The sequence below is a fragment of the Pseudomonas sp. H1_D04 genome, assembly GCF_054683855.1.
This window is the reverse complement of sequence record NZ_CP162826.1, coordinates 2,420,080-2,443,476: the sequence shown is the minus strand read 5'-3', so window position 1 is coordinate 2,443,476 and position 23,397 is coordinate 2,420,080. Positions and strand designations below refer to the sequence as shown.

Genomic DNA, 23,397 nt, shown 5'->3' with positions numbered 1-23,397 from the left:
TCTGCCCTTTAACCGGGTTAGGCTTGCGCTTCATTTGATCGGTATCAACGCCCCTTGGGCAGCACCGATCAAACTAGGATGCTAAAGCCGCAGGATGCACCCATGTCGACCACACCCCGCTCTTCCCACCTGTTTGCCGTTCTCTTGATCGCGTTGTTGCTCGGTGCCGGCGGCTTCGGTTACTGGCGCTCCACCCAGGACCGTCTGCCCGAAGGTCTGGGCATGGGCAATGGCCGCCTGGAATCCACCGAAGTGCAGATCGCCGCCAAGATCCCAGGGCGCCTGGCCGAAGTGCGGGTCGACGAAGGCGACAAGGTCCTCAAGGGCCAACTGCTGGCGCGCATGGACACCCGCACGCTGGAAGCCCAGCGCGCCCAGGCCGAAGCCGAAGTGCTGAGGGCCAAGGAGAACTTCGCCGCCGCCGAGGCCAACGTGCAACTGCGCCAGAGCGAACAACTGCTGGCCAACCAGGAACTCAAGCGTACCCAGGAGCTGTACAAACGCGGCTTCGCCAGCGGCCAGTTGATCGACCAGCAGCAAGCCCGCCAGAACACCGGCAACGCCGCCGTGACCGCCGCCCAGGCCCAGGTCAATTCGGCAAAAGCCACCATCGGTGCCGCACAAGCCCAGGTCGCGCAGCTCACCAGTGAAATCGACGACAGCAGCCTGCGCGCGCCTATCGACGGCATTATCCAACTGCGCCTGGCCGAACCGGGTGAAGTGCTTGGCGCGGGCGGGCGCGTGTTGCTGCTGATCGACCCCAATGATCAGTACATGAACCTCTATCTGCCCGCCTCCGTGACCGGACGCCTGACCGTCGGCAGTGACGCGCGGATTCTGCTCGACGCCCTGCCCCAGCAGCCGTTGCCGGCCAAGATCAGTTTCGTCGCCGCCAAGTCGCAGTTCACCCCCAAGGAAGTGGAGACCCGCGACGAACGCCAGAAACTGGTATTCCGCGTCAAATTGCACCTGACTCAACCGAGCGCCGTGCCCCAAGCCAAACCGGGTATGCCCGGCTCCGGCTATGTGCGCACAGCTGATATCGACTGGCCGGCCAACCTGCAATGACCGGCCTGGCGCTGCACGCCAAAGGCATCAACCACCATTACGGCAAACAACAGGCGCTGATCGACATCGCCTTCAGCCTGCCCGCCGGTACACGCTGCGGGCTGATCGGCCCGGATGGTGCGGGCAAATCGAGTTTGTTGGGGTTGATCGCCGGCGTTAAGAAACTCCAGGCCGGCCAATTGGAGGTACTCGGCGGCTCCATTCAGGATCGCCGTCACCGCAACAGCCTGTATCCGCGCATCGCCTTCATGCCTCAGGGTTTGGGTGGCAACCTGTACCCCGAGCTGTCCATCAGCGAGAACATCCGCTTCTTCGCCACCCTGTTCGGCCTGTCCAAAGCCGACTGCGACCAGCGCATGCACAACCTGCTGCTGGCCACCGACCTGGCTCGCTTCGCCGAGCGCCCAGCCGGCAAACTCTCCGGCGGCATGAAGCAGAAGCTCGGCCTGTGCTGCGCGCTGATCCACGACCCGGACCTGCTTATCCTTGATGAACCCACCACCGGCGTCGATCCGCTGTCCCGTCGACGCTTCTGGGAGCTGGTAGAAACCGTACGCAGCGAACGCCCGCAACTGACGCTGCTGGTAGCCACGGCCTACATGGAGGAAGCCGAGCAGTTCGAACATTGCATGATGCTCGACCGCGGCAAACTGATCGCCGACGGCCTCAGTCGCGAACTGGCGGCAGCGACGCCGAGCGGCAAACTGGATGAGGCCTTCACCCACTTCCAAGGCGATGGCGCCCATGACAACCAGCCGCTGGTGATCCCGCCAAGGGAAAACGCCAACGCCGATATCGCCATCGAAGCCCACGAGTTGACCCTGCGTTTCGGTGATTTCACGGCGGTGAACAAGGTTAGCTTTGCTATTGGTCGAGGCGAGATTTTCGGCTTCCTCGGCTCCAACGGTTGCGGCAAGACCACCACCATGAAAGTCCTCACCGGGCTGATGCCGGCCACCGAAGGCAGCGCGACACTGCTGGGCAACCCTGTGAACGCAAAGGACCTGGCCACCCGCAAGCGCGTGGGTTTCATGTCCCAGAGTTTCTCGCTGTACGGCGAGCTCAGCGTGCGCCAGAACCTGGTGCTGCACGCGCAACTGTTCGACCTGCCCAAAGCAGACAGTGGGCCGCGTATCGATGAATTGATCCAACGCTTTGACCTGAGCAAGATAGCCGAGCAACCCTCCGGCGAATTACCCCTCGGTCTGCGCCAGCGCTTGTCTTTGGCCGTGGCCGTGCTGCATCGCCCGGAAGTGGTGATCCTCGATGAACCCACTTCCGGCGTCGACCCGGCAGCTCGGGATGATTTCTGGCGGCTGCTGGTCGAGTTGTCTCGGGAGCAAGGCGTAACCATCTTCCTGTCCACCCACTTCATGAACGAAGCCCAGCGCTGCGACCGCATTTCCTTGATGCACGCCGGCAAAGTGCTGGCCTGCGACACACCGGAGGCACTGCAACAGCAGTTCCACGGCGACACCCTGGAAGCTGCGTTCGTCACCTGCCTGGAACAGGCCCAAGGCGAACCCGAGCCTGCCGCACCGGCCAAAACCGTCAGCGAAATCAGTGCGCCGCCCGTGAGCAAACGCGGCTTCAGCCTTTCTCGCCTGTTGGCCGTGGCCAGCCGTGAAGGCAAAGAACTACTGCGCGACAAAGTGCGCATGGCCTTCGCCCTCCTCGGCGCGATGTTCATGATGGTGATCTTCGGCTACGGCATTTCCCTGGACGTGGAAAACCTCGCCTTTGCCGTCTACGACCAGGACCAAAGCCCCCAAAGCCGAGCCTATCTGGAAGCCTTCCGCAGCTCGCGCTACTTCGCCGAACAGGCGCCCATCCAGGATTCCAGTGAGTTGCACCGGCGCCTGCAGCGCTCGGAAATCAAACTGGCCCTGGAGATCCCGCCAGGGTTTGGCCGTGACCTCTACGCTGGCCGCCAACCCACAGTCGCCGCCTGGCTCGACGGCGGCATGCCGTTTCGCGCGGAAACCAGCCGCAACTATGTAGAAGCGGTACACCAGGGCAACCTGCAACAACTGGCCGAACTGAGCAGCCTGCCGCAGACCACCCAGGCCGCCGCCAAGCTGGAAACCCGCTTTCGCTATAACCAGGACGTGGTCAGCGTGAATGCCATCGGCCCAGGGGTGATGGCGCTGATCCTGGCGTTTATCCCAGCGATGCTCACGGCTCTGGGAATCGTGCGCGAGAAAGAACTGGGCTCGATCACCAACTTCTATGCCACACCACTGACGCGCCTGGAGTTCCTGCTGGGCAAGCAGGCGCCCTACATCGCCGTGAGCCTGATCAACCTGGCGCTGCTGGTGGCCATGAATCGCTGGCTGTTTGGCGTACCGTTCAAGGGCAGCGGCCTGACGTTGGCCTTTGGCGGACTGCTTTACGTGCTGGCCACCACCAGCATGGGCCTGCTGATTTCCGCGTTCACCCGTACTCAAATCGCGGCGATCCTCGGCACCATGATCATCACCAGCCTGCCGACCATCCAGTTTTCCGGGCTGATCGTGCCGCGCTCCTCTCTGGAAGGCGCGGCGGCACTGATGGGCATGCTGTTTCCAGCCGGGCACTTCCTGGATATCGCAGTCGGCACGTTCACCAAGGCTTTGGACCTACGCCAGTTGTGGCCGCAATGCCTGGCGCTGTTCGGGTTCTTCATCGGATTCACCGGGCTAAGCCTGATCATGCTCAAGAAGCAGGAGGCCTGATGCACACGCTCACTCATATCCTGCGCCTGGGCATCAAGGAACTCACCAGCCTGCGCCACGACAGCGTATTGCTGCTGTTCCTGTTCTACGCCTTCACTGTCGCCATCTATATGCCTGCCGCCGGATCTGTAATTGGCGTACACAACGCCAGCGTCGCCTTTGTGGACGAGGATCACAGCGCGCTCTCCAGGCAGATGGCAGAGGCGCTGCAACCGCCGGAATTCCAGGCGCCTGCGCCGCTGGCCTATGACCAATTGGACAAGGTGATGGACAGCGGCCAGTACACCTTCGTGATCAACGTGCCGGCCAACTTCCAGGCTGATCTGCTCGCGGGTCGCCAGCCCGGCGTGCAGGTGAACGTCGATGCCACGGCAATGAGCCAGGCGTTCATGGGCGCGGGCTATATCGGCAGGATTTTCCAACGGGAGTTGCTGAGCTACAGCGGCCAAACCGATACCGCCAGCAAAGCCCCGGCGCTGCTGACCACAAGAGCGCTGTTCAATACCAACCTGGAAGGTGGCTGGTTCCTGGCGGTAATCCAGATCGTCAACAACATCACCATTCTCGCCATCGTATTGACCGGCACCGCGCTGTTGCGTGAGCGAGAGCACGGCACCCTCGACCATCTGCTGGTGCTGCCGCTGACCGCGCTGGAAATCATGCTGGCAAAAATCTGGAGCAACATGTTGGTGGTGGTGGTGTGTACTTGGGTGTCGCTGGAGGTGGTGGTCAAAGGCTTGCTCGGCGTGCCACTGGCGGGATCGATGGGCCTGTTTCTATTCGTGACCGCGCTATACCTGTTTGCCAGCACCGCACTGGGAATCTTCCTCGCCACCCTTGCCCGCTCGACGCCGCAGTTCGGCTTGCTGGCAATCCCGGTGATTATCCCAATGCTGTTGCTATCCGGCGGCAGTACGCCACTGGACAGCATGCCCGAGTGGTTGCAGTGGGTGATGCAGGGCTCGCCGTCGACGCACTTTGTGAGCCTGAGTGCAGCGATCCTGTTTCGGGACGCGGGCGTCAGTGTGGTATGGCCGGACTTGCTGGCGCTGGCGGCAATTGGATTGTTGTTTTTTGCGGTGGCATTGGTGCGGTTCAGGAAGAGTTTGGCTTCCTGAACCGCCAGCCAGGCTGATTACTGAATGATCAGGTTGTTGAACAACAGGTCTTCCACCACCGGCTTGCCGGTCTCGTCGTTCATCACTTGCTGGGTTTGCTTGAGGGCTTCCTGGCGCAGTTTTTCCTTGCCTTCGACGGTGCTCATGGCCTCGTTGGTCTGCTGGGTAAACAGCGCCACCAACTGGTTACGAATCAACGCATCGTTGGCTTTGACAGCAGCAGCGGCTTCGGTACCGGTCACGCGCAGGGCGATGTCAGCCTTGAACACCTTGAGTTTCGCCGTGCCGTCCAGGCCGTAGTTACCCACGAACGGCGGGCTCAGGCTGATATAGCTGACCTTCGGCGCCTCGCCTTCTTTGGCTTCTTCGGCCTGGGCAGCCATGGGCAAGGTCAGGGCCAGCATCAACAGGATCCACGCTTTCACAGTTCATTCCTCACATTCGGTTGCCGGGTAGCATAACGCTAGCAAGGCAGAGCACAAGCTTATGGCGGCTTATCAGGGCCGGGCATGCTCGTTGACCCACGGGCCTACCCTCCTACACTTATCGGCCACGACACCAAAAGGAATAGCCCGATGAAAGCTGTGCTGTGCAAAGCCTTCGGCCCCGCCGAAACCCTGGTGCTGGAAGAAATCGCCAGCCCGGCGATCAAGAAGAACGAAATCCTGCTGGACGTACACGCGGCGGGGGTGAACTTCCCGGACACGCTGATCATCGAGGGCAAGTACCAGTTCAAGCCGCCCTTTCCGTTTTCGCCGGGTGGCGAGGCGTCGGGCGTAGTCAGCGAAGTGGGTGAGAAGATCAGCCATTTGAAAGTCGGCGACCGGGTCATGGCACTCACCGGCTGGGGCAGCTTTGCCGAGCAGGTCGCGGTGCCGGGCTATAACGTGCTACCGATCCCGCCGAGCATGGACTTCAACACCGCTGCCGCCTTCAGCATGACCTACGGCACCTCGATGCATGCGCTCAAACAACGCGCCAACCTGCAACCGGGCGAAACCTTGCTGGTGCTCGGTGCGTCCGGCGGCGTAGGCCTGGCCGCGGTGGAAATCGGCAAGGCCATGGGCGCCCGTGTGATCGCCGCAGCCAGCAGCGCCGACAAGCTCGCCGTGGCCAAGGCCGCGGGTGCCGATGAACTGATCAACTACAGCGAAACCAGCCTCAAAGAAGAGATCAAGCGCCTCACCGACGGCAACGGCGCCGATGTGATCTACGACCCGGTGGGCGGTGACCTGTTTGACCAGGCCATCCGCGCCATCGCCTGGAACGGGCGTTTGCTGGTGGTTGGGTTCGCCAGCGGGCGTATTCCAGAGCTGCCGGTGAACCTGGCTTTGCTCAAGGGCGCAGCGGTGGTCGGGGTGTTCTGGGGCTCGTTTGCCCAGCGCCAGCCGCAGGACAATGCGGCGAACTTCCAGCAACTGTTCACTTGGTACGGTGAGGGCAAGCTCAAGCCGTTGGTGTCGCAGGTGTATCCACTGGACCAAGCCGCCCAGGCGATCAATGACCTCGGCCAGCGCAAGGCTGTCGGCAAGGTCGTCGTCCAGACCCGCTAACCGACCTGAAATGCAATCAAATGTGTTAGGGGGCTTGCCCCCGATGGCAGTGGGTCAGCTTCAGATGAGCTGGCTGACCTACCGCTATCGGGGGCAAGCCCCCCCCACATTTGATCTCCTGCGATCATAAAATCGATAACGACCCACACTTATCCATTTACGACATGTTCGTAAAAGAACATGCAATTGCTCCCATTTCCTGTGTTTGTGCATGAGAAGCGATGCTATTTTCGGTAACGAAACTGTAACATTCGCATCCGCAGTCAAAACAAGAAATTTGGAGCTCTTGAATGTTTGCTTTCTTTCGTCCTGCCGCGCATCAGGCGCCCCTGCCTGAAGAAAAAATAGACAGTACCTACCGACGACTGCGCTGGCAGATCTTCGCCGGTATTTTCTTCGGTTACGCCGGTTATTACCTGCTGCGTAAAAACTTCTCCCTGGCCATGCCCTACCTGATCGACGAGGGTTACACCCGTGGTCAACTGGGCTTGGCGATGTCGGCCATCGCCATTGCCTACGGCCTGTCCAAGTTCCTCATGGGCCTGGTGTCCGACCGTTCCAACCCACGCTACTTCCTGCCTTTCGGCCTGCTGATATCGGCGGGTGTGATGTTCATTTTCGGGTTCGCACCTTGGGCAACGTCCAGCGTGACCATGATGTTCATTCTGCTGTTCATCAACGGCTGGGCCCAAGGCATGGGCTGGCCGCCAAGTGGGCGGACGATGGTGCACTGGTGGTCGCAGAAAGAGCGCGGCGGTGTAGTGTCGGTGTGGAACGTGGCACACAACGTCGGTGGCGGCCTGATCGGTCCGCTGTTCCTGCTGGGCATGGCGTGGTTCAACGACTGGCACGCAGCTTTTTACGTGCCGGCCACTGTGGCCTTGGCGGTAGCGGCCTTTGCCTTCATCACCATGCGCGACACACCGCAATCGGTAGGCCTGCCGCCCATCGAGAAATACAAGAACGACTATCCCGAAGGCTACGACGCCAGCCATGAGGAAGAATTCAGCGCCAAGGAAATCTTCGTCAAATACGTGCTGCGCAACAAAATGCTGTGGTACATCGCCTTCGCCAACGTGTTCGTCTACCTGTTGCGCTACGGCGTGCTGGACTGGGCGCCAACTTATCTGAAGGAAGCCAAGCACTTCGACGTGGATAAAACGTCTTGGGCGTATTTCTTCTACGAGTGGGCAGGCATTCCAGGCACGCTGCTGTGCGGCTGGATGTCGGACAAGATCTTCCGTGGCAACCGTGGCCTGACGGGCGTGGTGTTCATGGCGCTGGTGACCGTGGCAACCCTGGTGTACTGGCTCAACCCGCCGGGCAACCCGATGGTCGACATGATTGCGCTGTTCTCCATCGGTTTCCTGATCTACGGCCCAGTGATGCTGATCGGCCTGCAGGCTCTGGAGTTGGCACCCAAGAAAGCCGCCGGTACGGCCGCGGGCTTCACCGGTCTGTTCGGTTATCTGGGCGGTTCGGTGGCAGCCAGTGCGGCAATGGGCTACACCGTGGACCACTTCGGCTGGGACGGTGGTTTCGTACTGCTGATCGGTGCGTGCCTGCTGGCTATCGCGTTCCTGATCCCAACGCTGTGGCACACCAACAGCGTCAGCTCGGCGCGTTAATCGCCAGAGCAACCCTTTGCACAACGCTTGAGCCGCGCCTCCAGATTCTTATCTGGCATGGCGTGGCTACGCAGGGCGTTTACGGTCTGCTCGACATAATCGCGAGTAGTGCCGTAACGCCCGCAAGCGCTTTGCAGCACATGGTTGAGCACGATATCCGGCAAGTTGCCAGCATAGCTGGGCAAGTGCCGCTCCAGGACAAACCCCAACGCCTGCACCTGACTGCCATCCTCAAGACGGCAGCTGAGCCAGTGCGGCCGGTAGGACGGGTAAGGCATCTCGCGCTGCCACAAGGCGTAAAGCGAGGCCTCCAACTGATCTTCGGGCAAGCGGTAAGCGAACCCGCTGCAAGAGCCACCGCGATCCAACCCAAACACCAACCCTGGCGTTTCCGGCGTGCCCCGATGCTCGTGGGACCACAGGTACAGGCCGCGGTGATAGCCGTGGACCCGCGCCCGCACCCGCTCGGAAGACGAGCATTCAGGACGCCAGATCAGCGAACCGTACGCAAATAGCCAGACCGGCCCACCTTTATGCCGGCCCATGGTGGCCTGCATCGAGCTCATTAACTGTTCGTGAGTGAGTTGCGGCCCCAGATCGAGCCGCGGAGGGTAAGCCAACTGCTGAAGATCGGTTTCTATGGCGGTCATGGCGAAAAGCGGTACGCCTCCTGTGTGTTACCAGTTGTAAGCAACTTTACCGTAATAAAACGCGCCGCTGTAACCGTACGGCGAAAAAGTGCTATAGGCCAAATTGCCACCACTGCTGGCGAAGGCGTTGACCTTCTCTGGGTATTTATCGGTGACGTTGTCGCCGCCCAGGGTGAAGGTCCAGTTCTTCAGCTTGTAGTCAGCCGATAAATCCAGTACCCAGGCGGCCTTGAAAGTCTGGTCGTTGACCTTGTCCGCCTGGTAGCTGGTGAACTCACCATAGCGCACCAAATTGCTGTGCAGTGCCCAATTGCCGTAGGTGAAGTCATTACCCAGGCTCAGCTTGTGCTGGGGCGTGGTATCGCCGAGCAAACCGATTCGCTCGCGACGGTCCACCCTCACCAGGTTCGCCCCAAGGCTATCGAGGATGGCCGGGTTGGGTTTCACATCGGTCACTTTGGTGTGGTTGTAGTTGTAGCCCACGGTGCTGTTCCAGCGGATACCGCTATCGAATTGGTAGCGATAGTTGGCTACCAGATCGACGCCGTCGGTGCTGGTGTCGGTGGCGTTGGTGAAGTAGCGGGCGGTGGTGTAATCAATGTTGCCCACGCCGTTGGCCTGCAGGTAGGCACGCGTCGCCGCGTTTATGCCGAGGTTGGAGGACAGGCTGATACGGTCGCGAATGTCGATACGGTACACATCCACCGTCACCGTCAGGTCATCGGCCGGCTCCAGTACCAGACCAAGGCTGTAGTTGCGCGACTTCTCGGCCTTGAGGTCTTCAGCACCGAGCAAGCGCGCAACCTGGCTGTTGGCCGGGAAGGTACCGGCTTCCTGGATGGTGCTGCCGATCAGCTGCGATGAGGTGTAGGCAAAGTTCTGCTGGGCCAGGGACGGCGCGCGGAAACCGTTGGATACACTGCCGCGCAAGGCCACTTGCGGGGTGAAGTCATAACGGGCTGACAGCGAGCCGCTCACATTGGAGCCGAAATCGCTGTAGTCCTCATGGCGCACGGCGGCCGAGGCGCTGAGTTTTTCGGTGAAGTTGGTTTCCAGGTCCAGATACTGCGCCCAATTGTGACGAGAGCTGGTGCCCGCGTCGGCATCCCGGAAGCCGCCCAGCCCGGAGCTGCCGGTCTGGAAGTAGGACGCTGGCTCGCCCGCCTCGATTTCATAACCCTGATGCAGGTATTCACCGCCGAACGCCACGGACACCGGGTAAGGCAGCCAGCCCACGTCGAACTCGCGGGAAAGGTCCAGGCTGACTTGCTTCTGGTCGTTGCTCAGGGTGCCGTTGTCGAACTTGCGCGGTGTCGCCAGGCCCAGGGAGGTGTTGATGGTTTCAGTGCTGAGTGCGTACTGGTTCTTGCCGTAGTTGGCCGACAGGTCGTAATGCCAGTCGTACGCCAGCAAGCCACGCAGGCCTACCACCAACGACGTGTCTTCAAGGTTGCCCTTGATCAGCGGCAGGTAACCGTTGGGGTTGAGCGCCGGGATGTTGTTGGACGCATTGCTCGCGCGGTAAAACGCCGCCGTCTCGCCACGCCGCTTGCTGTAACCGCCGAAGGTGTAGAACTCGGCCGCGTCGTTGAAGGAATATTCGGAGTTGAACTGGAACTTGCCTTCATTGGTGGCCGGCTCACCTTGGCGGAACACGCGCTGGCCATAGGTGGTAGAACCGACGCTTCCGGTGCGGTAGTCATCACCGGCGCGGTTGGTGTAGTCGTTGTCAGCCCCTTCGGCCGACAGGTTGATAACGCCGTTGTCGCCCAATGCCAGGCCGGTGTTGCCGCTGACATTGCGCTGGATGCCGTCGCCCTTCTTGTATTCGCCGAACTTGGTGGAGATCGAGCCGCCATGGTCAGCGTGCTTGAGGATCACGTTGATCACCCCGGCAATCGCATCCGAGCCGTAGCGCGCGGAAGCACCGTCTCGCAGCACTTCGATATGGTCCACCGCCGACAGCGGGATCGCATTCAGGTCCGCCGGTGCCGACCCACGGCCCACTGCGCCGCCCAGGTTGACGAAGGCACTGGTGTGGCGGCGCTTGCCGTTGACCAGCACCAGCACCTGATCAGGTGACAGGCCGCGCAACTGTGCAGGCCGCACCAATTCGGCGCCGTCCACCAGGCTTGGGCGTGGGAAATTGATTGATGGAATAAGGCGCGCCAGCACTGCGCCCAGCTCATCGGAGCCGGTGCTGCGCAGACTGTCACCGGAAATCACATCGATGGGTGACAGTGAAGCACTGGCCGTACGCTCCTGGGCGCGGGTGCCGGTGACAATCACGGTGTCGAGTTTGGGTGCATCGGTGGCGGACGTTTCGGCCGCAAAGACTGGATTGAAGCTCACAGCGGTCAGCAAATTGGCCGACAAAATCGCCGAGTACAGCGCGTGTTTCTTGTAGCTCCCCATACCGCTCCCCTTTCCCTTATGAATCAGTAATCAAACATCAGAACGTCAGTGCTCTGAGCTCATACGATCGATCCGGCTGGCGGGCGGTGGCGGTCAGTTGTTGGTGATTGGCAGAAAATCGGTAGTCCGTTGCGATATAGCTTAAAGATATTCATGTAACAAATTAAATACCTTTAAGGAATAAGAGAATGCATAAGCCCAGAGGCCCCTCCGTCAGGATTATCCGTAGCGATCCCGTTACTTTCAGCCCCGGTTCAGCCTGGGCACGCGCCAAGCCGTCAAAATAGGGTGCACATCACGACCCACTTAGCCGCCCATCAAACCGACTACCGAGGTCGCACCCATGAAGAATTTTCGACTGCCCGGCCTGTTATTGCTGGCCCAGGCTACCACCGCGCTAGCTGGCGAATCGCCCTTCACCGAAGACGACAAGGGCTTCTGGTACGCGCAGACCAGCGTCTACACTCGGCACTTCGCGCCGGACAAGGACCACAACAACAACCAAGACCTGATTGGCCTGGAGCGCAATGAAGCCTCAGGGTTGGTGTATGGCGGGGCAACCTTTCGCAACTCGTTCCGCCAGCGCTCGTACTACGCCTACGCGGGCAAGCGCTATGACATGACCGACTATCCGGTGTACCTGAAGGTCACGGGCGGGGCGATCCAGGGCTATCGCGGCAAGTACCGCGACAAGATCCCACTGAACCGTTTCGGTGTGGCGCCGGTGATTATTCCGTCGGTAGGCACCCATTACGGGCCGGTGGCGGCGGAGTTGGTGTTGTTGGGGTTCAATGCGGCGATGGTGACGACCGGCGTGCGCTTCTAAGCGAGCACTGAGCGGGGCTTTTGTGATGAGCAGGCTTGCCCGCTCACCACAAAAAGCCGGCGGCTCTTGGAATGGATCAGCGCGGCGCGTAGGCGAATACGTCGGCGCGCATCTGATGCGCATCCATGCCGGCGTCGACCAGCGCATCCAGCGTGCCGTAGATCATCGCCGGTGAGCCGCTGGCGTAGACGTGCACGGCCTTGAGGTCGGCGATGTCCTCGCACACCGCCTCATGGAGCAAACCGCAGCGTCCTTCCCAACCGCACAGATCACTGACGACTTTGTGCAGGAACAGGTTTGGCAGTTGCAGCCATTGGTCCCAGTGTTCGATCTGGTAGAAGTCTTCCGGGCGTCGCACGCCCCAGTACAGGTGCACCGGGTGCTTGAAGCCGGAGGCGCGGCAATGTTCGATCAGGCTATGCATCTGTGCCATACCGGTGCCGGCGGCGATCAACACCAGCGGACCGTCCGGCAGTTCAGCCAGATGGGTATCGCCAAACGGCAACTCCACACGGGCCATCTGATTGCGTTGCAGCTGTTCCAGCAGGGCGCGCGCGCTGTCCTCGCGGGCCAGCACATGCAGTTCCAGCTCGCGCCCGGAGTGAGGCGCCGACGCTAGGGAGAATGCGGATTTTTCGCCATTTTCCCGTTCGATCATCAGGTATTGCCCGGCGTGGTAGCGCACCGCCTTGCCGGCCGGGGCCAGCAGGCGCACGCGCCACACATCACCACCGACCTCTACGCATTCACTCACTTGGCACGACAACTTGCGCAACGGCAACTCTCCCGGCGCCAACACGCCATCCCACAACACAATGCAATCTTCCAACGGTTCGGCGATGCAGGTGTAGAACTCACCGTGGTCGCGCACCTCACCTGCTTGCTGCACCCGGCCTTCCACCAGCAGCGCGGCACACACGTGGCAGACGCCATTGCGACAGGCCTGCGGGCATTCGTAGCCCAGGCGGCGCGCCCCTTCGAGGATTCGCTCGCCGGGGACCAGCTCCAGCACGGCGCCGGAAGGTTGCAGGGTTACACGCATCAATCTATTCCCAATTCTTTCCACATCGCATCGACGCGCGCGGTCACGGCTTCATCCTTGACGATCACCCGACCCCACTCGCGGGTAGTTTCACCCGGCCATTTGTGGGTAGCATCCAGGCCCATCTTAGAGCCCAGGCCCGATACCGGCGACGCGAAGTCGAGGTAGTCGATCGGCGTATTGTCGATCATCACCGTGTCGCGCTTGGGGTCCATGCGCGTGGTGATGGCCCAGATCACGTCGTTCCAGTCGCGGGCGTTGATGTCGTCGTCGGTGACAATAACGAACTTGGTGTACATGAACTGTCGCAAAAACGACCACACTCCCAACATGACGCGCTTGGCATGGCCAGGGTACGACTTCTTCATGGTCACGATGGCCATGCGGTACGAACAGCCTTCCGGCGGCAGGTAGAAGTCGGTGATTTCCGGGAATTGCTTTTGCAGGATAGGCACGAACACTTCGTTGAGCGCCACGCCGAGAATGGCCGGCTCATCCGGCGGACGGCCGGTGTAGGTGCTGTGGTAGATCGGCTTGATCCGGTGGGTGATGCGTTCGACGGTGAATACCGGGAAGCTGTCGACTTCGTTGTAATAGCCGGTGTGGTCGCCGTAAGGACCTTCGTCGGCCATCTCGCCAGGGTGGATCACGCCTTCGAGGATGATTTCAGCAGTGGCCGGCACTTGCAGGTCGTTGCCACGGCATTTGACCAGCTCGGTACGGTTGCCACGCAACAGGCCCGCGAAGGCGTATTCGGACAGGCTGTCCGGCACAGGGGTCACAGCGCCCAGGATGGTGGCGGGGTCTGCACCCAAGGCCACGGAAACCGGGAACGGCTGGCCAGGGTGTTTTTCGCACCACTCACGGAAGTCCAGCGCGCCGCCACGGTGACTCAGCCAACGCATGATCACCTTATTGCGGCCGATCACTTGCTGACGGTAGATACCGAGGTTCTGACGGTCTTTGTTCGGGCCTTTGGTGACGGTCAGGCCCCAGGTGATCAGCGGGCCGACGTCGCCGGGCCAGCAGGTTTGCACCGGGAGCATGGCCAGGTCGACGTCATCGCCTTCGATGACCACTTCCTGGCACACCGCGTCCTTGACCACTTTGGGGGCCATGGCAATGATTTTGCGGAAGATCGGCAGCTTCGACCAGGCGTCCTTCAGACCCTTGGGGGGCTCGGGCTCCTTGAGGAAGGCCAGTAGTTTGCCGATCTCGCGCAGTTCGCTGACCGACTCGGCGCCCATGCCGAACGCCACGCGATCGGGCGTGCCGAACAGGTTGCCGAGCACCGGAATATCAAAGCCGGTCGGGTTTTCGAACAGCAGCGCCGGGCCCTTGCTACGCAGGGTACGGTCGCAAATCTCAGTCATTTCCAGCACTGGGGAAACCGACACTTGGATACGTTTCAACTCTCCGCGCTGCTCAAGTTGCTGCACGAAATCCCGAAGATCCTTGAATTTCATTAACCATGCCACCCGTAAAATAGGCGTACATCCTACCTGCTCTGAGGCTGGCTGGCAGCTTATCGCGGTGCATTTGACTGCCGAATGCGCTTAAAAAACGCGCAAAAAAAAATGGCGCCCCTGGGGGCGCCATTCTTTCGGACCTGAAACGTCGTATTACTTACGCTTCATCGACAGGAAGAACTCGTCGTTGGTCTTGGTGGTTTTCAGCTTGTCGATAAGGAACTCGATGGCTGCAACTTCATCCATCGGGTGCAGCAGCTTGCGAAGGATCCACATACGCTGCAGTTCGTCGTCGGCAGTCAGCAACTCTTCGCGACGGGTGCCGGAACGGTTGATGTTGATCGCCGGGAACACGCGTTTTTCCGCGATGCGACGGTCCAAAGGCAGCTCCATGTTGCCGGTACCCTTGAACTCTTCGTAGATCACTTCGTCCATCTTCGAGCCGGTTTCAACCAGCGCGGTGGCGATAATGGTCAGCGAGCCGCCTTCTTCGATGTTCCGCGCGGCGCCGAAGAAACGCTTCGGCTTCTCCAGGGCGTGGGCATCGACACCACCGGTCAATACCTTGCCGGAGCTCGGGATCACGGTGTTGTAAGCACGGGCCAGACGGGTGATGGAGTCGAGCAGGATCACCACGTCCTTCTTGTGTTCGACCAGGCGCTTGGCCTTCTCGATCACCATTTCAGCAACCTGCACGTGGCGGGTTGGCGGCTCATCGAACGTCGAGGCAACCACTTCGCCGCGCACGGTGCGCTGCATTTCGGTCACTTCTTCCGGACGTTCATCGATCAGCAATACGATCAGGTGAACTTCAGGGTTGTTACGCGCGATGTTCGCTGCAATGTTCTGCAGCATGATGGTCTTACCGGCTTTCGGCGGTGCGACGATCAGGCCACGCTGGCCTTTGCCGATCGGAGCGCACAGGTCGATCACACGACCGGTCAAGTCTTCGGTGGAACCGTTACCGGCTTCCATCTTCATGCGCACAGTCGGGAACAGCGGGGTCAAGTTCTCGAAGAGAATCTTGTTTTTCGCGTTCTCTGGACGATCGAAGTTGATCGTGTCGACCTTGAGCAGGGCGAAGTAACGCTCGCCTTCCTTCGGTGGACGGATCTTGCCAACGATGGTGTCACCGGTGCGCAAGTTGAAGCGACGGATCTGGCTCGGCGAGACGTAGATATCGTCTGGGCCGGCGAGATAGGAAGCGTCTGCAGAGCGGAGGAAGCCGAAGCCGTCCTGGAGAATCTCCAGCACGCCATCACCGGAGATTTCCTCGCCGCTTTTCGCGTGCTTCTTGAGCAGGGAGAAAATCACGTCCTGCTTGCGCGAACGGGCCATATTTTCTATGCCCATTTCTTCGGCCAATTGGAGCAGGTCGGTAATCGGCTTTTGCTTGAGTTCAGTCAGATTCATATAGGAATGACGTAATCATTTATGGAGGGGGGGAAATTAAGCTTTTGGCTTAATGAGGCCGCGCCGCAGAGAAGGCGACAGGATCGCGTACTAATCGAAAAGGAATGCGTCGGCGACGGCTTGCAGGGGGCAGTGGAGAAACCAGTGCGGGGCCGAATGTACCACCTGAATTTCGGAGCGTCTAGCCCTGTTTAACGAAAAAGCCCCGCAATTTGCGGGGCCTTTTTGACGACGCTTAGATGTTGGCGTCGAGGAAAGCTTGCAGCTGGGACTTCGACAGCGCACCTACTTTGGTGGCTTCAACGTTGCCGTTCTTGAACAGCATCAGCGTAGGAATACCGCGCACACCGTGCTTGGCCGGGGTTTCCTGATTGTCGTCGATGTTCAGCTTGGCAATGGTCAGCTTGCCTTCGTAAGTAGTTGCAATGTCGTCCAGGACCGGAGCGATCATTTTGCAAGGGCCGCACCATTCAGCCCAGTAGTCAACCAGCACCGGGCCAGCAGCCTTGAGTACTTCGGCCTCAAAGGTCGCGTCGGTGACGTGCTTGATAAGATCGTTGCTCATGGATGTCTCCGGATTGTAAGCAAAAAAAACGTTGCCCATCATAGCCGCCCTTCCCCCGTTCAGGAAGCCGCCTCTGATTGAGTCTTGCTATGGTGATGCATGAGTTTGGGTATAGCCCAATTCAAGACGCGACGGGACTCACAAAGGTAATGCCCGTGCGTAACGCTGCATTACGTACGTGTTCCTGCATGGTTTTCTGCGCTGTCGCACTCGCACGCCGGGCCAAGGCACGCAAAATTTTGCGATGTTCCTGCCAGGTTTCCATGGCCCGCTCTGGCCGGATGAACGGTAATTTCTGACTTTCCAGGAACACCTCGGCGCTGGCACTGAGAATACTCACCATCGCTTGGTTGCCGCTGGCCAACAGGATGCGCTGGTGAAACTCGAAGTCCAGCCGCGCCGCGGCGTCGAAGTCGCCGGCCTTGAGCACCTTGCGCATCGCCTCAACGTTGTCCTCAAGACTGTCCAGCTCATCAATGGTCAGCGTGACCGCTGCCAGCCCCGCCGCAAACCCTTCCAGCGCATAGCGCAATTGGAAGATATCCAACGGCGTGGCCTGGGCCGCGAAAGGCCAGGCAAAGCCCGGCGCGTCCTCCGCCGCCTGCACGAATACGCCTTTGCCCGGCAGCACGCTGACCACGCCCAACGCACTCAGGGACGATAACGCCTCACGCAACGACGCTCGGCTCACGCCCAACTGCACCGCCAGGTCGCGTTGTGACGGCAACGCGTCGCCTGGCCCGAAGCCCTGCTCCTTGATCAGTTTGCGAATGGCCTGCAGGGCCGCTTCCGGTACGGCTTGGGCGATGGAATTCATAAAAAACTCAAGGTTTCAGTCAGCGGAGCGGCTAGTTGTAAAGCTATTCGCGGCCGGCGGCAAGCCACGCCCCAAAGGGGCTCGCAGGTTTTTGCCGGCGCTCGAAAAGGGTGCGAAAGGCTATGCCACTGTTCAGACCAGTAAGACCAATGAAGCTCAACAAATCCCAGCCTTACAGACGATTTCGAGCCTACTGGCATGGGCTGTGCAATCACGCAAGCAAGCCAAATCCAGAAAATCCTTTCGCCCTTTTCGGAGAGTTGCCATGACTAAGCGCTACAGCGCCCTGCTCACTGCCCTGTTTGCCAGCCTGATGCTGAGCCAGGCACCCGCCCAGGCCAATGGGCTGGACGATATCGTCGCCCGTGGCACCCTTAAGGTAGCCGTGCCCCAGGACTTCCCGCCGTTTGGCTCGGTCGGCCCCGACATGAAGCCGCGCGGCCTGGACATCGATACTGCCAAGCTGCTGGCCGACCAACTCAAGGTCAAGCTGGAGCTGACCCCGGTCAACAGCACCAACCGCATCCCGTTCCTCACCACCGGCAAGGTTGATCTGGTGATCTCCAGCCTGGGCAAAAACCCGGAGCGGGAAAAAGTCATCGACTTCTCCAAGGCTTACGCGCCGTTCTACCTGGCCGTATTCGGCCCACCTGATGCCGCCATCAGCAGCACCGACGACCTTAAGGGCAAAACCATCAGCGTGACCCGTGGCGCCATCGAAGACATCGAGCTGACCGCAGTATCGCCCAAGGAAGCGACCATCAAGCGCTTCGAAGACAATAACTCCACCATCGCCGCCTACCTGGCCGGCCAGGTCGACCTGATCGCCAGCGGTAACGTGGTGATGGTGGCGATCAGCGAGCGCAACCCGAAACGCGTGCCAGCGCTGAAAGTGAAACTCAAAGATTCGCCGGTGTACGTCGGCGTGAACAAAAACGAGCCGGCGCTGCTGGAGAAGGTCAACCAGATCCTGATCGCGGCCAAGGCCGATGGCAGCCTGGAAAAGAACGCGATGCAATGGCTGAAAGAGCCGCTGCCCGCCGATCTTTGATACGACGGAGCTGACTCATGGCGTATCAATTTGACTTTGTGCCGGTGCTGGCCAATACCGATCTGCTGTTGCGCGGCGCGTTGTTCACCCTTGAGCTGACGGCCATCGGCGCGATCCTGGGGGTGGCCCTGGGCACCGTCGGCGCGGTGGTGCGGGCGTGGAAGATCCAGCCGTTTGCCTGGTTCTTCGGCGTCTATGTCGAGTTGATCCGCAACACGCCGTTCCTGGTGCAACTGTTCTTCATCTTCTTTGGCCTGCCGTCCCTGGGGCTAAAGATTACCGAGTGGCAAGCCGCCGTATTGGCGATGGTGATCAACCTGGGGGCCTACTCCACGGAGATCATTCGCGCCGGCATCCAGGCCATCCCGCGCGGGCAACTGGAAGCCGCCGCCGCGCTGGCGATGACGCGTTTCGAAGCGTTCCGCCATGTGGTGTTGCTGCCGGCGCTGGGCAAAGTGTGGCCGGCACTGAGCAGCCAGATCATCATCGTGATGCTCGGTTCGGCGGTGTGTTCACAGATCGCCACCGAAGAGCTGAGCTTCGCCGCCAACTTTATTCAGTCGCGTAATTTTCGCGCGTTTGAAACCTATGCCCTGACCACCCTGGTGTACCTGTGCATGGCGTTAATGATTCGCCAGTTGCTCAACTGGATCGGCCGCCGCTTTGTGATGAGGAATAGCCGATGAGTGATTTTTCCTTCTGGGACATCGTACGCAATCTGCTTACGGGCCTTCAGTGGACGCTGTTGCTGTCGCTGGTGGCGTTCATCGGCGGCGGCCTGATCGGCTTGCTGGTGATGACCATGCGCATCAGCAGCAAGGCGTTCGCGCGCAATCTTGCGCGCACCTACATCGAGCTGTTCCAGGGCACGCCGTTGTTGATGCAGCTGTTCCTGGTGTTCTTCGGCATCGCCCTGCTGGGGGTGGATATTTCACCGTGGCTGGCAGCGGCGATTGCCCTGACATTGTTTACCAGCGCCTACCTCGCTGAGATCTGGCGCGGTTGTGTCGACTCCATCGCCCACGGGCAGTGGGAAGCCTCGGCCAGCCTGGCGCTGAATCCGCTTGAACAACTGCGCTACGTGATCCTGCCCCAGGCCCTGCGGATCGCCGTGGCGCCAACGGTGGGGTTCTCGGTGCAGGTGGTCAAAGGCACCGCCGTGACCTCCATCATCGGCTTCACCGAATTGACCAAGACCGGCGGCATGCTCGCCAACGCGACCTTCGAGCCCTTCATGGTCTACGGCCTGGTGGCCCTCGGTTACTTCCTGCTTTGCTACCCCTTGTCCCTCAGTGCTCGCTACCTGGAAAGGAGACTGCATGCCTCTGCTTAGAATTTCCGCCCTGCATAAGTATTACGGCGATCACCACGTCCTCAAGGGCATCGACCTGACGGTTGAAGAAGGCCAAGTGGTGGCGATCATCGGGCGCAGCGGCTCGGGTAAATCCACCCTGCTACGCACCCTCAATGGCCTGGAGTCGATTAACGATGGAGTGATCGAGGTCGACGGCGAATACCTTGATGCCGCCCGCGCGGACTTGCGCAGCCTGCGGCAGAAAGTCGGCATGGTGTTCCAACAGTTCAACCTGTTCCCGCACCTGACGGTGGGTGAAAACGTCATGCTCGCGCCACAAGTGGTGCAGAAAGTACCCAAGGCCAAAGCGGCACAGTTGGCCAAGCAGATGCTGGAACGCGTTGGGCTGGGAGAGAAATTCGACGCTTTCCCAGATCGCTTGTCCGGCGGCCAGCAACAGCGCGTCGCCATTGCCCGGGCCCTGGCTATGTCACCCAAAGTGCTGCTGTGCGATGAAATCACCTCAGCCCTGGACCCGGAGTTGGTCAACGAAGTGCTCAGCGTGGTGCGCCAGCTGGCCAAGGACGGTATGACCTTGATCATGGTGACGCACGAAATGCGCTTCGCCCGGGAAGTCGGTGACAAGCTGGTATTTATGCACCAGGGCAAGGTGCATGAAGTCGGCGATCCAAAACTGCTGTTTGCCAATCCCCAGACCGCTGAGTTGGCAAACTTCATCGGTACAACAGAAGCCCACGCCTGATCGATTAGCCGCCAGGTACCAACTCGAAGCGCCCGCCGCCCTCCAATAACGTTTTATCGCGTACTGAGGCGGCGGCATTCGAGAGATAGGTGTCAATCTGCACCTGCGCTGAAAACACCCGCCCGCTGACAGGCTGCCCTGCCTTCAACAGCACCAGCGCTTGGTCCGGCCTCAGGTGACCACCGCGCTCCGCCCTGTTGTGCATCGGCGCCAACTCTATCGCCTGGCCATCGAGCACTGGCTGCTGCAGCGTCAGGTCAAACCGCCCCTCCCCGCCAAACCTGAAACCTTGACCATCGGCCGGCACGCCCATAAAACGCAGGGCTATAACCCTAGCGTCGGCGCACACCACACTCACACGCACCATGCGTTTACCCAGGAAAACCCCGCGAGCATCAGGCTTTGAAACGGGGCGCAGAAGCCCGTAATCAATTTGCGGTTGGCTCACTGACAGGTGGCACTCAGAAGCCGACGCCTCAAAAACCGTCAATAGGCTCACCACCGCCGCGAGCATCCCTGACGTCAGAGCACTTTTAGCTGCAGACCGCCGCTGTGTTTTCATAAAGTTGGCCTTCATCGATTTGTTCCGACAGTTCGAGTTGCAGTTTGCAGGAGGTCGCGTTCGGCGATGACACGGTCAAGGTTTGTGGCGCGTCGATGTTATTCAGGAAAATCAGGCCGTCTCCGACGACGGAGGTCAGGAATGAATTGTCTGCCGTAAGCACCGAAGCACCTTTGGGTAACGCTTGGCCACTCTGATCGACGGCACGCAACAGCACCCTCCTGACCTTAACCACTTCAAAGTCGACCTTGCTGAATGAGCCTCGTCCAACTTCCAGGGATTGGGTGCCGTTCTTGATATCTACCTGCCGTGGCAGGGATTTGCCTTCCACCTCGACAAGGCTGCTCTGATAAGCGGGCAATCCCGGTATCACCGCCATTCCCCACCGATCGGTCCATACAGGCCCCTGGGGTGTAGTGATACGCGCGCCCGACACATCGCCGACCGATGCAACCCCAAACGTATCCTCGACCCTGTACGGAGACAGCGTCAGCCCCCGCTCATGAGCCACGACCGCGCCTTGCAACTGACCGCTATAGCTGGTGTTGGTCGAGTCCCGGTTGATGCCCAGGCCCAACTGAGCATAACGGGACGTCATGTTCAGCAAACCGCCCTGCGCATGCCGGGCGGCCGTACCAAGGTCGCTGTCAGCGCGCAGTTCATAATTGAGTGTGTCGTCGACGCGTTCGTTGAAGGCTGCGCCAATACTCGATCGATGCCCCTGGTGCCTGGCGGTAGAAGTGAGCGAACGATCACCCCCCAAGGGAACACTGACTTGCAAACGCACGCCTAGCCCATCGTTGTTGTTCTTGTTAGTGCCAGAAGTGCCAACTTGCGAGTCCACGCTCAACCCGACATTGGCGTACCTGAACTGCTTGTTCCAGGCGCCATGCACATACTGAGAGGCGCTACTGTTGAAGTTTGCAGCACGGGTGTACCCAATCGTGAACACACCCAATTGCGGGTCCGCCCAGCTGAGACCTGCCGTGTATTGGTTTTTGAACCGCGAGTTCGCCAACTCACCACTGTCAGCGCGCACACTATCGAGCACATCACGATAGCCAGGTGTCTGGGTCGTAGCGCTCAGGGTCATCTGCACGTCACCCGGCAGCACGCTGCCCAACGAAACGCTATTACGCACACCCCGTACGTTGTTCTTGTTGTCCCGTGAGAGGTTGTTACGCAGGCCAACAGAGAATCGCTGCGCGAAACTGCTGTCCAGCGCAAGCCCCACCGAATTGTAATGATCGGTAACCTGCACACCCGAACTGAGGGCCGTGGCGGGGGTGAGCGCCCAGGTCCCGCTTGCCACGGCCAGCATAGGCTCATCGGCACCGCTACGTTCCACATCCCGTATCTTGCCGACGGCCGCGGTATACCCGGACTTCACCGGCATCGCATCGCGAAACGAAGCGGCCGGCACCACAAAGCTACGCTGTCCGCCACGGGTCTCAATGACCCGTACATCAAGGTCACTCGTGCCGTTGAGCAACGGCAGGTTGCTCAATGCAAACGGCCCTTCCGGCACGACTGTTGTGTAGATCAGTGCGCCCGACTGGCGTACCTCTATCCGAGACTGACTAAGGGCCTGGCCTTCGACCACTACTCCATTACCGCCGGCACCGCCGTCGACACCGTCTGGAGACAGTTGGAAACCGGTCAGTTGCACCCCGCCGAACACCGGGCTGTTACCGGATATCTGCCCCACCTGGAGGGTCGACGCCAACCGCGCAATATCCCGTTGCGCATAGGCGTACAGGTGCTCGGCCCCAGACCGACCATCGGTAGAGATATAGAGCTGACGGCTGCGCGCAATCCAATCGCCTACGTTAAACCCCACCTCCGTGGACGCCGATAGAAAACGGCCCCTGGCATCGCGCGAATGACTGTTGATGCCTTGCACGTCATAGTTGAGCAAGCCCGCCGCTCCACCTCGAGCGAAATGGCCAGTGGCTCGTTGCGGCTCACGGATCGCCTGGGTGGGAACGACGATCGCTACCTCCTCGTTGCCCGGACGCAGGTTCAATTCCGTGCTGGGAAACTCGGTAAGGAAGTCATGACAGGCCTGGTCAGCAGAAACCTGTTTATCTATCACTGAAGCAGGTACACGCAGCCCTGCTCGGTCCAGCAAGCCACGGGTAAAGCACAACGCCCCTTCATGGTTGAACCGAGCATCGGTCAATCCAACGCGATCACCATTGACCGTCAGATCAACAACCCGAACACCTTCAGTGAATCGTGGCGCGTCTCGAAAATAGTGGGCAACCGAAGGATCGAGTCCGCGATGCTGCAAGATAGTCAGATCGAATTCCAGCGGGTGCGCCCCGGGCCCGGCGTAAACGTGTCCTGCGGCGCCAGAAAACATCGCTACGCAGGCTGAGAGACTGACTCGGTTGAACTTAAAAGGCGCTGCGGCCTTTTTACCCCCACACCGTTTTTTACCAACAGC

Annotated in this window: 20 protein-coding genes; 10 read left to right on the top strand and 10 right to left on the bottom strand. The window is 60.1% G+C overall.

What is annotated here, in order from left to right:
• Positions 1–102: 102 nt before the first annotated feature.
• Genes AB4N82_RS11140 through AB4N82_RS11130 form a run of 3 tightly spaced genes read left to right on the top strand, consistent with a single transcriptional unit; the run spans position 103 to position 4,900 of the window.
• Positions 103–1,068, top strand: a complete 966-nt coding sequence (locus AB4N82_RS11140) for an HlyD family secretion protein (protein ID WP_095185174.1) — start codon at positions 103–105, stop codon at positions 1,066–1,068.
• On the top strand, positions 1,065–3,782 hold the full coding sequence (gene rbbA, locus AB4N82_RS11135; RefSeq protein WP_460104928.1) for a ribosome-associated ATPase/putative transporter RbbA: 2,718 nt from the start codon (positions 1,065–1,067) through the stop codon (positions 3,780–3,782). Before AB4N82_RS11140 ends, rbbA begins: the two co-directional genes overlap by 4 nt.
• Positions 3,782–4,900, top strand: coding sequence for an ABC transporter permease (locus AB4N82_RS11130; protein WP_032884291.1), 1,119 nt, complete (start codon positions 3,782–3,784; stop codon positions 4,898–4,900). Before rbbA ends, AB4N82_RS11130 begins: the two co-directional genes overlap by 1 nt.
• 17 nt (positions 4,901–4,917) lie before the next feature.
• Here the strand turns inward: AB4N82_RS11130 and AB4N82_RS11125 are convergent, their stop codons facing one another.
• Positions 4,918–5,325 (bottom strand): flagellar basal body-associated protein FliL, encoded by a 408-nt coding sequence (locus AB4N82_RS11125; protein WP_032884296.1) that lies wholly within the window; start codon positions 5,323–5,325, stop codon positions 4,918–4,920.
• A gap of 150 nt (positions 5,326–5,475) precedes the next feature.
• Here AB4N82_RS11125 and AB4N82_RS11120 point away from each other — a divergent pair, with 150 nt between their 5' ends.
• Together AB4N82_RS11120 and glpT are read left to right on the top strand one after the other, a co-directional pair.
• The gene (locus tag AB4N82_RS11120; protein ID WP_122681940.1) at positions 5,476–6,453 is read left to right on the top strand and encodes an NADPH:quinone oxidoreductase family protein; all 978 of its coding nucleotides are present in this window, start codon (positions 5,476–5,478) and stop codon (positions 6,451–6,453) included.
• Between the two features lie 290 nt (positions 6,454–6,743).
• Complete coding sequence (gene glpT / locus AB4N82_RS11115) at positions 6,744–8,081, top strand: glycerol-3-phosphate transporter (RefSeq protein WP_032884299.1); 1,338 nt, start codon at positions 6,744–6,746, stop codon at positions 8,079–8,081.
• Here the strand turns inward: glpT and AB4N82_RS11110 are convergent.
• Both AB4N82_RS11110 and AB4N82_RS11105 read right to left on the bottom strand, forming a co-directional pair.
• A complete protein-coding gene (locus tag AB4N82_RS11110) occupies positions 8,078–8,731 on the bottom strand; it encodes a gamma-glutamylcyclotransferase (RefSeq protein WP_032884300.1) in 654 nt (217 codons plus the stop codon). The two genes, glpT and AB4N82_RS11110, sit on opposite strands and share 4 nt — an antisense overlap.
• Positions 8,732–8,758: 27 nt before the next feature.
• Entirely contained in the window at positions 8,759–11,146 is a 2,388-nt protein-coding gene (locus AB4N82_RS11105; RefSeq protein WP_460104926.1) for a TonB-dependent receptor plug domain-containing protein, read from the bottom strand.
• A gap of 343 nt (positions 11,147–11,489) precedes the next feature.
• Here AB4N82_RS11105 and AB4N82_RS11100 point away from each other — a divergent pair, with 343 nt between their 5' ends.
• Positions 11,490–11,972 carry a sn-glycerol-3-phosphate transporter gene (locus tag AB4N82_RS11100; RefSeq protein ID WP_099601737.1) on the top strand — a complete coding sequence of 161 codons (483 nt, stop codon included), beginning with the start codon at positions 11,490–11,492 and terminating at the stop codon, positions 11,970–11,972.
• Positions 11,973–12,048: 76 nt separating this feature from the next.
• Here AB4N82_RS11100 and AB4N82_RS11095 read toward each other — a convergent pair whose 3' ends face one another.
• The 5 genes from AB4N82_RS11095 to AB4N82_RS11075 form a co-directional block, all read right to left on the bottom strand.
• Complete coding sequence (locus AB4N82_RS11095; RefSeq protein ID WP_122681938.1) at positions 12,049–13,014, bottom strand: CDP-6-deoxy-delta-3,4-glucoseen reductase; 966 nt, start codon at positions 13,012–13,014, stop codon at positions 12,049–12,051.
• The gene (gene ubiD, locus AB4N82_RS11090; RefSeq protein WP_122763955.1) at positions 13,014–14,480 is read right to left on the bottom strand and encodes a 4-hydroxy-3-polyprenylbenzoate decarboxylase; all 1,467 of its coding nucleotides are present in this window, start codon (positions 14,478–14,480) and stop codon (positions 13,014–13,016) included. Before ubiD ends, AB4N82_RS11095 begins: the two co-directional genes overlap by 1 nt.
• Before the next feature lie 156 nt (positions 14,481–14,636).
• Complete coding sequence (gene rho / locus AB4N82_RS11085; protein ID WP_003176825.1) at positions 14,637–15,896, bottom strand: transcription termination factor Rho; 1,260 nt, start codon at positions 15,894–15,896, stop codon at positions 14,637–14,639.
• Positions 15,897–16,131: 235 nt separating this feature from the next.
• Entirely contained in the window at positions 16,132–16,461 is a 330-nt protein-coding gene (gene trxA / locus AB4N82_RS11080; RefSeq protein WP_015886460.1) for a thioredoxin TrxA, read from the bottom strand.
• A 121-nt stretch (positions 16,462–16,582) separates the two neighbouring features.
• On the bottom strand, positions 16,583–17,278 hold the full coding sequence (locus AB4N82_RS11075; RefSeq protein ID WP_032884308.1) for a FadR/GntR family transcriptional regulator: 696 nt from the start codon (positions 17,276–17,278) through the stop codon (positions 16,583–16,585).
• 265 nt (positions 17,279–17,543) lie between these two features.
• Here AB4N82_RS11075 and AB4N82_RS11070 point away from each other — a divergent pair, with 265 nt between their 5' ends.
• Genes AB4N82_RS11070 through AB4N82_RS11055 form a run of 4 tightly spaced genes read left to right on the top strand, consistent with a single transcriptional unit; the run spans position 17,544 to position 20,386 of the window.
• Positions 17,544–18,329, top strand: coding sequence for a transporter substrate-binding domain-containing protein (locus AB4N82_RS11070; protein WP_122763956.1), 786 nt, complete (start codon positions 17,544–17,546; stop codon positions 18,327–18,329).
• A gap of 17 nt (positions 18,330–18,346) precedes the next feature.
• Positions 18,347–19,015, top strand: a complete 669-nt coding sequence (locus AB4N82_RS11065) for an amino acid ABC transporter permease (protein ID WP_017736949.1) — start codon at positions 18,347–18,349, stop codon at positions 19,013–19,015.
• Complete coding sequence (locus AB4N82_RS11060) at positions 19,012–19,662, top strand: amino acid ABC transporter permease (protein ID WP_095185177.1); 651 nt, start codon at positions 19,012–19,014, stop codon at positions 19,660–19,662. The genes AB4N82_RS11065 and AB4N82_RS11060 overlap by 4 nt, the downstream gene beginning before the upstream one ends.
• A complete protein-coding gene (locus tag AB4N82_RS11055) occupies positions 19,649–20,386 on the top strand; it encodes an amino acid ABC transporter ATP-binding protein (protein ID WP_032884313.1) in 738 nt (245 codons plus the stop codon). Before AB4N82_RS11060 ends, AB4N82_RS11055 begins: the two co-directional genes overlap by 14 nt.
• A gap of 4 nt (positions 20,387–20,390) precedes the next feature.
• On the opposite strand, the gene AB4N82_RS11050 is transcribed toward AB4N82_RS11055, so the two are convergent.
• On the bottom strand, positions 20,391–20,963 hold the full coding sequence (locus AB4N82_RS11050; RefSeq protein ID WP_143499371.1) for a DUF1120 domain-containing protein: 573 nt from the start codon (positions 20,961–20,963) through the stop codon (positions 20,391–20,393).
• Positions 20,920–23,313, bottom strand: coding sequence for a fimbria/pilus outer membrane usher protein (locus AB4N82_RS11045; RefSeq protein ID WP_122763957.1), 2,394 nt, complete (start codon positions 23,311–23,313; stop codon positions 20,920–20,922). Before AB4N82_RS11045 ends, AB4N82_RS11050 begins: the two co-directional genes overlap by 44 nt.
• Positions 23,314–23,397 lie beyond the last annotated feature (84 nt).

Coding starts and splice junctions, on each gene's coding strand:
- AB4N82_RS11065 (WP_017736949.1), top strand. CDS start 18,347: ATGGCGTATCAATTTGACTTTGTGCCGGTGCTGGCCAATACCGATCTG.
- AB4N82_RS11095 (WP_122681938.1), bottom strand. CDS start 13,014: ATGCGTGTAACCCTGCAACCTTCCGGCGCCGTGCTGGAGCTGGTCCCC.
- AB4N82_RS11140 (WP_095185174.1), top strand. CDS start 103: ATGTCGACCACACCCCGCTCTTCCCACCTGTTTGCCGTTCTCTTGATC.
- rbbA (WP_460104928.1), top strand. CDS start 1,065: ATGACCGGCCTGGCGCTGCACGCCAAAGGCATCAACCACCATTACGGC.
- AB4N82_RS11130 (WP_032884291.1), top strand. CDS start 3,782: ATGCACACGCTCACTCATATCCTGCGCCTGGGCATCAAGGAACTCACC.
- AB4N82_RS11100 (WP_099601737.1), top strand. CDS start 11,490: ATGAAGAATTTTCGACTGCCCGGCCTGTTATTGCTGGCCCAGGCTACC.
- AB4N82_RS11070 (WP_122763956.1), top strand. CDS start 17,544: ATGACTAAGCGCTACAGCGCCCTGCTCACTGCCCTGTTTGCCAGCCTG.
- AB4N82_RS11045 (WP_122763957.1), bottom strand. CDS start 23,313: ATGTTTTCTGGCGCCGCAGGACACGTTTACGCCGGGCCCGGGGCGCAC.
- ubiD (WP_122763955.1), bottom strand. CDS start 14,480: ATGAAATTCAAGGATCTTCGGGATTTCGTGCAGCAACTTGAGCAGCGC.
- AB4N82_RS11060 (WP_095185177.1), top strand. CDS start 19,012: ATGAGTGATTTTTCCTTCTGGGACATCGTACGCAATCTGCTTACGGGC.
- AB4N82_RS11105 (WP_460104926.1), bottom strand. CDS start 11,146: ATGGGGAGCTACAAGAAACACGCGCTGTACTCGGCGATTTTGTCGGCC.
- glpT (WP_032884299.1), top strand. CDS start 6,744: ATGTTTGCTTTCTTTCGTCCTGCCGCGCATCAGGCGCCCCTGCCTGAA.
- AB4N82_RS11075 (WP_032884308.1), bottom strand. CDS start 17,278: ATGAATTCCATCGCCCAAGCCGTACCGGAAGCGGCCCTGCAGGCCATT.
- rho (WP_003176825.1), bottom strand. CDS start 15,896: ATGAATCTGACTGAACTCAAGCAAAAGCCGATTACCGACCTGCTCCAA.
- AB4N82_RS11110 (WP_032884300.1), bottom strand. CDS start 8,731: ATGACCGCCATAGAAACCGATCTTCAGCAGTTGGCTTACCCTCCGCGG.
- AB4N82_RS11055 (WP_032884313.1), top strand. CDS start 19,649: ATGCCTCTGCTTAGAATTTCCGCCCTGCATAAGTATTACGGCGATCAC.
- AB4N82_RS11120 (WP_122681940.1), top strand. CDS start 5,476: ATGAAAGCTGTGCTGTGCAAAGCCTTCGGCCCCGCCGAAACCCTGGTG.
- trxA (WP_015886460.1), bottom strand. CDS start 16,461: ATGAGCAACGATCTTATCAAGCACGTCACCGACGCGACCTTTGAGGCC.
- AB4N82_RS11050 (WP_143499371.1), bottom strand. CDS start 20,963: ATGAAGGCCAACTTTATGAAAACACAGCGGCGGTCTGCAGCTAAAAGT.